Origin of the sequence: uncultured Boseongicola sp., from assembly GCF_937988555.1 — a bacterium.
Lineage (GTDB): Bacteria > Pseudomonadota > Alphaproteobacteria > Rhodobacterales > Rhodobacteraceae > Boseongicola.
Genome location: NZ_CALJXO010000361.1, coordinates 1 through 8,337 on the forward strand (window position 1 = coordinate 1; position 8,337 = coordinate 8,337).

At 56.0% G+C, this 8,337-nt stretch carries 8 protein-coding genes and 2 pseudogenes; all 10 read left to right on the forward strand.

The features are described from left to right. A pseudogene (locus Q1B15_RS21220) lies at positions 1-301 on the forward strand (ABC transporter ATP-binding protein); the annotation flags it as partial. Further along, a complete protein-coding gene (locus Q1B15_RS21225; protein ID WP_299757754.1) occupies positions 301-1,179 on the forward strand; it encodes a branched-chain amino acid ABC transporter permease in 879 nt (292 codons plus the stop codon). The pseudogene Q1B15_RS21220 and the gene Q1B15_RS21225, both read left to right, overlap by 1 nt. Beyond that, positions 1,179-2,210: a branched-chain amino acid ABC transporter permease gene (locus Q1B15_RS21230; protein ID WP_299757756.1), complete on the forward strand. Its 1,032-nt coding sequence runs from the start codon at positions 1,179-1,181 to the stop codon at positions 2,208-2,210. The genes Q1B15_RS21225 and Q1B15_RS21230 overlap by 1 nt, the downstream gene beginning before the upstream one ends. A gap of 4 nt (positions 2,211-2,214) precedes the next feature. Next, positions 2,215-2,997: a glutathione S-transferase family protein gene (locus Q1B15_RS21235; RefSeq protein WP_299757758.1), complete on the forward strand. Its 783-nt coding sequence runs from the start codon at positions 2,215-2,217 to the stop codon at positions 2,995-2,997. Next, positions 2,994-3,443, forward strand: coding sequence for a DMT family transporter (locus Q1B15_RS21240; RefSeq protein WP_299757760.1), 450 nt, complete (start codon positions 2,994-2,996; stop codon positions 3,441-3,443). The genes Q1B15_RS21235 and Q1B15_RS21240 overlap by 4 nt, the downstream gene beginning before the upstream one ends. Before the next feature lie 8 nt (positions 3,444-3,451). Then, entirely contained in the window at positions 3,452-4,243 is a 792-nt protein-coding gene (locus tag Q1B15_RS21245; protein WP_299757761.1) for an ABC transporter ATP-binding protein, read from the forward strand. Then, a complete protein-coding gene (locus tag Q1B15_RS21250; RefSeq protein ID WP_299757763.1) occupies positions 4,240-5,097 on the forward strand; it encodes an ABC transporter permease in 858 nt (285 codons plus the stop codon). Before Q1B15_RS21245 ends, Q1B15_RS21250 begins: the two co-directional genes overlap by 4 nt. 61 nt (positions 5,098-5,158) lie before the next feature. Continuing rightward, on the forward strand, positions 5,159-6,190 hold the full coding sequence (locus tag Q1B15_RS21255; RefSeq protein ID WP_299757765.1) for an ABC transporter substrate-binding protein: 1,032 nt from the start codon (positions 5,159-5,161) through the stop codon (positions 6,188-6,190). 51 nt (positions 6,191-6,241) lie between these two features. Continuing rightward, a complete protein-coding gene (locus tag Q1B15_RS21260; RefSeq protein ID WP_299757767.1) occupies positions 6,242-7,321 on the forward strand; it encodes an alpha/beta fold hydrolase in 1,080 nt (359 codons plus the stop codon). 446 nt (positions 7,322-7,767) lie between these two features. After that, a pseudogene (locus Q1B15_RS21265) lies at positions 7,768-8,337 on the forward strand (aminopeptidase P family protein); the annotation flags it as partial.

Below are 8,337 nucleotides of genomic sequence, written 5' to 3' on the forward strand. Positions count from 1 at the left end.
GCAACAGACACTTGCCATGGCACGCACGATGATCCTGAAACCGCAGATCGTGATGCTGGACGAACCGTCCTTGGGGCTGGCGCCGAAGATCGTCGCAGAGGTTTTTGAAATCATGCGGGCGATGGCCGCAGAGGGGATTACGATCCTGCTGGTCGAACAGAATGCGCTGATGGGGCTCAAGCATGCCGATTGGGGCGTTGTCCTCGATCTGGGGCGCACGCTGTTTGAAGGTCCGGCAAAAGAGGTCTTGGCCGACCCCCGTATTCAGGAGCTTTATCTTGGCGGGAAGAGAGCAGCGTAATGGCCGATATTCTGCAAATTCTCATCCTCGGTTTGGCACTCGGTGGCGTTTATGCGCTGATGGGATCGGGGCTGAGCCTTGTGTTCGGGGTCATGCGGATCGTGAACCTCGCTCATCCTTCGCTGATCATGGTCGGGGCTTATGTCGCCTACTGGGCGTTCAAGCTTTATGGCGTTGATCCAATGATCTCGCTGCCGATAGCGACCGTGATCCTTGGAGCAATTGGTGTGTTGCTTTACAAGCTGATCTTTGAGCGCGAAGCCCGTTCGGCCAAGTATTCAGAGATGACGGTGCTGCTAACGTTTGCGCTGGCCATGGTGGTTGAAGGCGCGCTGGGGACAGCCTTCACCAATACGCAGCGGGTGACCTCGCCGGGCTATGCCACAGACGCTTTCTTTATCGCCGACATATTTATCCCCAAGGGTCAGCTTTATGCTGGGATCGTGTCGCTGACACTAATCACCTTTCTTGCGCTATTCATGAAGTACTCGCGTTTTGGCAATGCCATCCGCGCTACCACTCAAAACCGAGAGGCGGCAGAGCTTTTGGGCGTGAACGTCAACCTTGTCGGCCTCGTCAGTTTTGCCATCGGAATCGCCTTGGCGGGGGCGGCAGGCGCGCTTGTGTCCTTCATCCTGTCGTTCTTTCCCGCCAAGCACTGGGAGTGGATCGCGATCCTGATGTCACTGGTTGTCCTCGGAGGGATGGGCTCGATCCTTGGGACGGTTCTGGCCGCCTATATCCTATCGGTCGTGGCGGCTTTCGTGGGCTTTTACTTTGGCGCCACGTGGTCGACGCTGACGTTTTTTGTGGCGCTCTTTGTTGTGTTGTTGGTCCGACCCCAAGGGCTCTTTGGCGAAAAGCCGGAGCTCGCATAATGACAACCCTTGAAACTGGCGACATCCTTAAAGCGCGTAAAACCTACAACGATGGACTTGCATCCTCGATCGAGAAACGGCGCGCCACATGGTTTCCCATTGGGCTTATGGTCGTGCTTATGGCGCTGCCTGCGCTCCAGTTTGTCGGCAATTACAATTACGTCATTCACCTGGTGCTCTATACCGCGTGCTATGTCGTCATGGCTTCGGGATGGAATATCCTTGGTGGGTTCACCGGCTATATCTCCCTAGGGCACAACGTGTTTTTTGCCATCGGTGGCTATTTCGCCGGAATGATCTTTGCCCGCTACGGTGTATCAACAATCATTCTGGCGCCAATTGCCGGGCTTGTGGCGGCCATGGCCGGCTATGCCATTGGCCTAATCACTCTGCGGGTGAGAGGCCCTTCTTTTATCATCTCATCACTGGCACTAGTGATGATCTTCCGGATTTTCTTTGAAAACTGGGAATTCGTCGGCGGTGCTGCGGGTGTCTCGTTGAAAGCAAACAGCCTGTCGGTAGTCTGGGCAAAACTGCCCTATTATTATGCCTTCGTGATCATGGCTGCCTTCGCCGTCTGGGTCTCCTACAAGATCAAGCACTCTAAATTTGGCCTTGGCCTGCGCGCAATTTCCAAAGACGAGATCAAGGCCGAAAGCGCGGGTATTGATACCCGCACCTACAAAGTATTGGCGTTTGCGATTTCGGCATTTTTCGTCGGCATGGCCGGGGCCGTCTGGGGCGAATATCTGACCTATATCCGGCCCAACATATTTCTGGTGATCCTGATTTCGGTCAATATGGTCCTGATGTGCATTCTGGGCGGCAAGGGCACCATCGCGGGGCCGGTTGTCGGGGCGATCCTGATTGTTGCCTTCAACGAATTGTTTGTCGCGACCCTTGGTGCGTCCGAGATCAACATTCTTGCCACCGGGCTGATCATGATGATCTCGCTGATGTTCTTTCCGCTTGGCATCGTTGGCAGTCTTGCACAGCACAACATGCTGCCGCGCATATTGAATTGGGACTGACCTGATGGCTGACTTTGTCCTTTACAATGCGCCACAATCAACCTGCAGCCAGCGGGTTCGCTACGCCCTTCATGCCAAAGGGTTGGCGTTTGAAGAGCACAAGCTTGACCTTTTTTCAGGCGACCAGTTAAAGCCAGAGTATCTGGCAATCAATCCCAATGGGGTCGTGCCAGCACTGGTCCACAAGGGTGTCCCGGTGATCGACAGCGCGGTGATCCTGGAGTTTATCGAAGACATCTGCCCTAACACAGCGTCGATGCGTCCGAGCGATCCGCATGAGGTCGCAAGACTGCGCGCGATGATGCGGTTTGTCGACGAGGTGCCAACTCCGGCGGTGCGCGTGCCCTCTTATAACCTCGCTTTCCTGCCGCACTTTCAGGCGATGTCCGAGGATGAGTTTCAGGCGCTTTGCGACAGCAAACCATTGCGGCGCGAGTTCCTGATGCGGATGGGGCGCACCGGCTTTCCGCAAACCGATATGGACGAGGCGATGGGTCGACTTCGCCGAGGGATTGAACGGATGGCGGACTGGCTGACACAGAGTGGCGGCCCGTGGATCATGGGCCAGCAGATCAGCCTTGTGGATCTTGCCATCATGCCCGTCATCGTGCGGATGGGCGACATTCTTCTTAGCCACGTCTGGGACAAACATACCGAAATTCAGGCCTGGCTTGAACGCTTGCGGCAAACGCCGGAATTCCAGGCGACCTACTATCACGGCGCTCTTTTGACCGAGAAGTATCCGCATCTTGCGCGACTTCATGAGGAAAGCAGGACCGCATCGTGAACCCCTTTCCCTACATGGCCGCCGCCATCCTTCTTGGCGCGCTGGTGACAATCCAACCGCTGCTGAACGCCATTCTGGCCCGCTCAATCGGCAGCCCCTATGGCGCTACGACGGTGGCCATTTTCCTAGCTTTCTTGTGCGGCCTTGCATTCATCACACTGCGCGGCAATGGCGGCGAGATCAGCGTGCGAACCTTGACTGCCGTGCCTTGGTGGGTCTATCTGACCAGCGTGATCGGCGTTCTTTTCGTGGCGGGCGGCGTGGTGATTGCGCCGGTCACCGGGGCGTTCCTGTTTTTCGTTTGCGTCATTGGTGGCCAGTTGATCGGGTCAGCCATCATGGACCATATGGGCGCCTTCGGCCTGCCTGTCCGCGAAATTTCGATACAGCGTCTGTTGGGACTGACCCTTGTCCTTGGCGGTGCAATTCTTGTGAGCAAAGGATGATCACAGACATGAACCAATCCACCGCTATGGAGCCACCGGCCCACGCGCGAGACGACATCGTTGTAGCAAACGGGACAGGGATGGTGTTCCCCGGTCCGGTCGTTGCGCTTGAAGACGCCAGCTTCCATGTGAAGCGCGGCGAATTCGTCTCGCTGATCGGTCCGTCGGGGTGTGGCAAATCAACACTACTGCGACTGGTCTCAGGTCTGATCAAGACGACGGCCGGGCAACTCAACATCTTTGGCACGCCGGTTGATGGTCCGCGGGCAGAGATTGGGATGATGTTTCAGAAGCCCACGTTGCTGGACTGGAAATCGGTCTTCGATAATGTCCTGCTGCCGATCACGTTGGCGGGGACAGTTACTAAAGCGGACCAGACACGGGCGATTGATCTGATCCACCTTGTGGGCTTGAAAGGGTTTGAATTCTCGTATCCGCGCCAGCTTTCGGGGGGCATGCAGCAACGTGTCGCCCTTGCGCGGCTCCTTACTTCGGGTGCGGAGCTGTTGTTGCTGGATGAGCCGTTCGGCGCGCTGGATGAATTCACCCGCGAACGATTGAACCTCGAACTGATGCGCATCCAAAGCGATCTTGATGCGACGATCTTGTTTGTGACGCACAACATTCAAGAGGCCGTGTTCCTCGCCGATCGGGTCTTTGTCATGACACCGCGTCCAGGTCGGTTGGCCGCGACAATCGATGTGCCGCTGCCCCGACCTCGCACTATCGAGATGACAAAATCGTCCGAATACAACGACCTTGTTTTTAACATCCGCGATACGCTGGGAGGCTTCATATGAGCGAGTACGCAACGAATATACCGAGTGCGTCAGCGCCCCGTTCGATCCCGGTTTGGGCACAGCACCTTATCGTCTTTGTGTTCTTCATCAGCATATGGGAACTGGCAGTGCGCAATGAATGGGTCTCCCGGCTGATCCTGCCGTCGCCCTTTGATGTGGTCTTCGCTTGGTGGGATCTTGCGATCGTCAAGGCGCTGATCTGGAAGCATTTCTTCGTGACGCTAACAGAAGTCGTCGTTGGCTTTTTGCTGGGAGCAGGATTTGGTCTGTCCATCGCGATCCTAAGTGCAATGAACAAGACATTCCGGCGTCTGATCTCGCCCTATATGGTGGCTCTGCAAGTCACGCCTCGGATCGCCGTGGCTCCCATCATTGTGGCGTGGCTAGGCTTCAATATGGAGCCCAAGATCGCCATCGCCGCCATCATCTGCTTCTTTCCAATCTTCATCAATTCCCTCACTGGACTGATGCAGGTTGATGACGAGCGACTGGAAATGTTCGAGTCGATGCGCGCCTCGCGGTGGCAGATCTTTCGCCATCTGCAATTGCCCGGTGCGATGCCGGTCATAATGGCAGGTTTCAAGACGGGAATATCGTTGGCCTTGATCGGCGCAATCGTGGGCGAATTCGTATCCGCCAGCGTAGGGATCGGAGTTTTGATCCAACGATTCTCGTTCCAGCTTCTTTTGCCAGAAGCCTTTGCGTGCCTCATCATGCTGACGGGCATGGGCCTGTTGCTATATGGCACGGCCACATTCGCCGACCGCCGCGTCATCTTTTGGAAAGACGATAATCTGGTGACTAAGAGTGCGCATCGCTTGCGGGCGAAACATGCCGATCTGCTCAAAGAATGAGCAACGGAAGATTCAACTTGAAACCAATTCAAACAACGAAAACCAACCAAGGGAGAACACCATGAAATTGAGAATTGCAGCCGCTCTGCTAGCCGCCGCCGTCAGTGCCGCGCCTGTCGCGGCACAGGATTTGAAAGAGATCAATGTGCTCACACCGCTGCCGCGCCACACCGCGTGGTATCCGCTGCTTGTGGGTGAAGCGCTTGGATATTTTGCTGAGGAAGGCGTGTCCGTCACACTGATCGATGGTGGGGACCTGCCAGCAACGGCATTTTTAGAGAACGGGCAGGTGGATCTTGCCTCGCTTGATCCTTCAGAAGTCATTCTGGCACACGAGCGCGGATTTGATTTTGACGTCGTCTATGAAGTCATGCATGGCGCTGTCGAAGGCGTCTTTGTTCTTGACGACAATCCAGTGACATCGCTGGCAGAACTGAGCGGGACCACCATCGGCATCGTAGGCGAGAGCGACCGGGGCCTACTGCTGTCAGCACTTGGTCACGCTGGTCTTACTGAAGGCGACGTAACCATTGCTGTGCTTGGTGAAAGTGCGCCATTGCTGGCCAACTCGCTAAAAAATGGTCAGGTTTCGGCCATTGTCGGCGCGATTTCCGATTTCGTCGCATTGGCGTCTCAGGATGTAATGACCAAAAACCTCCTACCGTCAGAGATGAGCGAGCAACCCGCCAACAACTACGCCATGCGCCATGATGCGATCGGCGGCGAAAACGATGCGCTGGTCGAAGGGTTCCTGCGCGGTTGGGCCAAGGGTGCTGCCGCTGGCCTAGTCGACCTTGATGTCACCCGGGCTATGGCGATGAAAGCGGATCCGGAGAACTGGGTCAACGAAGAGCTTGGTACGATCTTTTTGCAAGCGGCTCAAGGGCTTCACACCCCAGATGGCGACACCTACGGCGATCTTCGGGCCGATATCTGGGAAGCGGTTATTGCTGAAATGACCGCAGTTGGCATGATCAACGGCGACGTCCCCACAGGGGAAATCCTTAATCCTGTCTATATCGAACGGGTCAACAACTTTGAACAGTCAGACATTGAAGCTGACGTTGCGGCCTGGAAGGCCGACAACATGTAATTGGGCTGGGGCGCGGCGTTTGTCGTGCCCCGACCAATCAGGAGATTCAAGATGACTGACACCCCCGCGAAACCCGATGCGCGCGTTGCAGCGGCGACGGCACATTGGTCCCACCGGTTCTTGTCGAATGGCATTCAGTTGGCGGATTTTCAGGACGTGACCAGCAGCATCATAAGTTGGGACGATTGGTGCTCCGCCTGGGTTGCAAAAGGCGACGTGCATCATGCGCTTGGACGCGAAAGTGAAGCCGCCGATCTTGCCTTGAGTGCGGGCGAACATTTCACCGCCGCTGGTGTCTGTTATCATTTTGGCAAGTTTCTCTTCGTCCATGATGTTGCGCAAATGCGCGTGGCTCACGACAAAGCGGTTGAAAGCCGCAATCGAGCATTGCCTCTGCTTGACCCGCCGGGCGAACGCGTCGCAATCCCGTGGAATGGGGACACGCTATTCGGCAATCTGCGCAAACCGAGCGGCGTGCCGAGCCCACCTGTCGTTGTGATGATTATGGGATTGGATTCGACCAAGGAAGAGATGCACACTAACGAAGCGGTGTTTCTCGCCCGTGGCATGGCAACGCTCGCCTTCGACGGGCCGGGGCAAGGCGAAGCAGAATATGACCATGCAATCCTGCCAGAATATGAAGGCCCTGTCGGCGCGGTGATCGGCTACCTTGAAACCCGAAATGATGTTGATGCAGGCCGTGTTGGCCTTTGGGGCGTCAGCTTGGGTGGCTATTACGCCCCTAGGGCCGCAGCGTTCGAACCGCGCGCGCGCGCCTGCATCTCTTTGACCGGGCCATTCGATTTTGCCGAGGCATTCGACCGGGCCCCAGCTTTAACGCGCGAAGCCGTTATCGCCCGCACCAAGTCTGCGGATGCCGAGGCTGCTCGAAAGATAGCCGAGCGTATGTCGCTGGTCGACGTGGCGGGCCAGATCACCTGTCCGATTTATATCGTTGGGGGAAAACTTGACCGCGTGATCCCGCCCGAACATACCGAGCGGCTGGCCGCAGCCGTCTCTGGGCCGGTCGTGCTGAATATGGTTGAAGACGGCGGCCACGTGGCAAACAATCGCCCCTACAAGTACCGGACACAGGCCGCTGATTGGATGGCCGCTCATCTTTCGGCATAGTGCCAATCGCGGACCCCAAAGCTAAAGCTCCGGCAAATGGCGTCACCGAATACACACCGCCTCCTTGCTTGCCATTGGGCTGCCCAATTCCTCCGGTTGGCGGATATGCTTTGGCTATTCCATCAAACGTTGCCCTGGATAGAATTAATCCAATTTGGACAGCTCTGGCATCGCTGAGCTCTACACACGCGACAAAACTCGATATTGAGAATGGGAGCCTAGTCAGCCTGCGTTTCAGCGTCAGCATGGAGCCCCAAGTAAAAAACAGATCGCGGTAGATATCCATTGTGGATGAAATGGCGCGTGTACGGTCTATGCGAACGATTGCACAGCGTCGAGAACTGTTTAGAATGAAGTCTTGCAGAGTCGCCTTTTCAGTCGGATCTGACCATACCATTTTTTCTGTAATGTGCGCTAATCGCGTACCCCTAATGAAAGGCAAACTCATGTCAGATCATCCAGGAAATGCGCTTATGCCCAACCTGCTTACCCCGCAGGACATCGAGCCCAACTGGCGTTGGGAAGGCAAGATCCCCGCCTGGGGTCATACTTCAGTTGATTTTGAAAAGCGCGTCGATCATGACCGCCTGCGGCGCTACCGCTTGGGCCGGACACGCCAAGCCCTCAAGAACAGTGATTGCGGTACGCTCTTGCTCTTTGATGTGAATAACATCCGCTACGTATCCGCTACGAAAATTGGTGAATGGGAACGCGACAAAATGTGTCGCTTCTGCCTGCTGACGGGCGATGATGCCCCTTATGTCTGGGACTTCGGCTCGGCGGCGGTGCACCATAAGAAATACTCTGACTGGCTGGTACCGGATCATTGCCGCGCCGGTGTCGTGGGAATGCGCGGAACGATCCCGCCAAGTTTTGGTCTGATGAAGAAATACGCTGAAGAAATTGCGGGCCTGATTGAGGATGCTGGCATGAAGGATATGCCGGTTGGCGTGGATTACGCCGAAACGGCGATGTTCCACGCCCTGCAAGAGGCGGGCCTGAATGTTGTCGACGGA

Coding starts and splice junctions, on each gene's coding strand:
- Q1B15_RS21225 (WP_299757754.1), top strand. CDS start 301: ATGGCCGATATTCTGCAAATTCTCATCCTCGGTTTGGCACTCGGTGGC.
- Q1B15_RS21230 (WP_299757756.1), top strand. CDS start 1,179: ATGACAACCCTTGAAACTGGCGACATCCTTAAAGCGCGTAAAACCTAC.
- Q1B15_RS21235 (WP_299757758.1), top strand. CDS start 2,215: ATGGCTGACTTTGTCCTTTACAATGCGCCACAATCAACCTGCAGCCAG.
- Q1B15_RS21245 (WP_299757761.1), top strand. CDS start 3,452: ATGAACCAATCCACCGCTATGGAGCCACCGGCCCACGCGCGAGACGAC.
- Q1B15_RS21250 (WP_299757763.1), top strand. CDS start 4,240: ATGAGCGAGTACGCAACGAATATACCGAGTGCGTCAGCGCCCCGTTCG.
- Q1B15_RS21255 (WP_299757765.1), top strand. CDS start 5,159: ATGAAATTGAGAATTGCAGCCGCTCTGCTAGCCGCCGCCGTCAGTGCC.
- Q1B15_RS21260 (WP_299757767.1), top strand. CDS start 6,242: ATGACTGACACCCCCGCGAAACCCGATGCGCGCGTTGCAGCGGCGACG.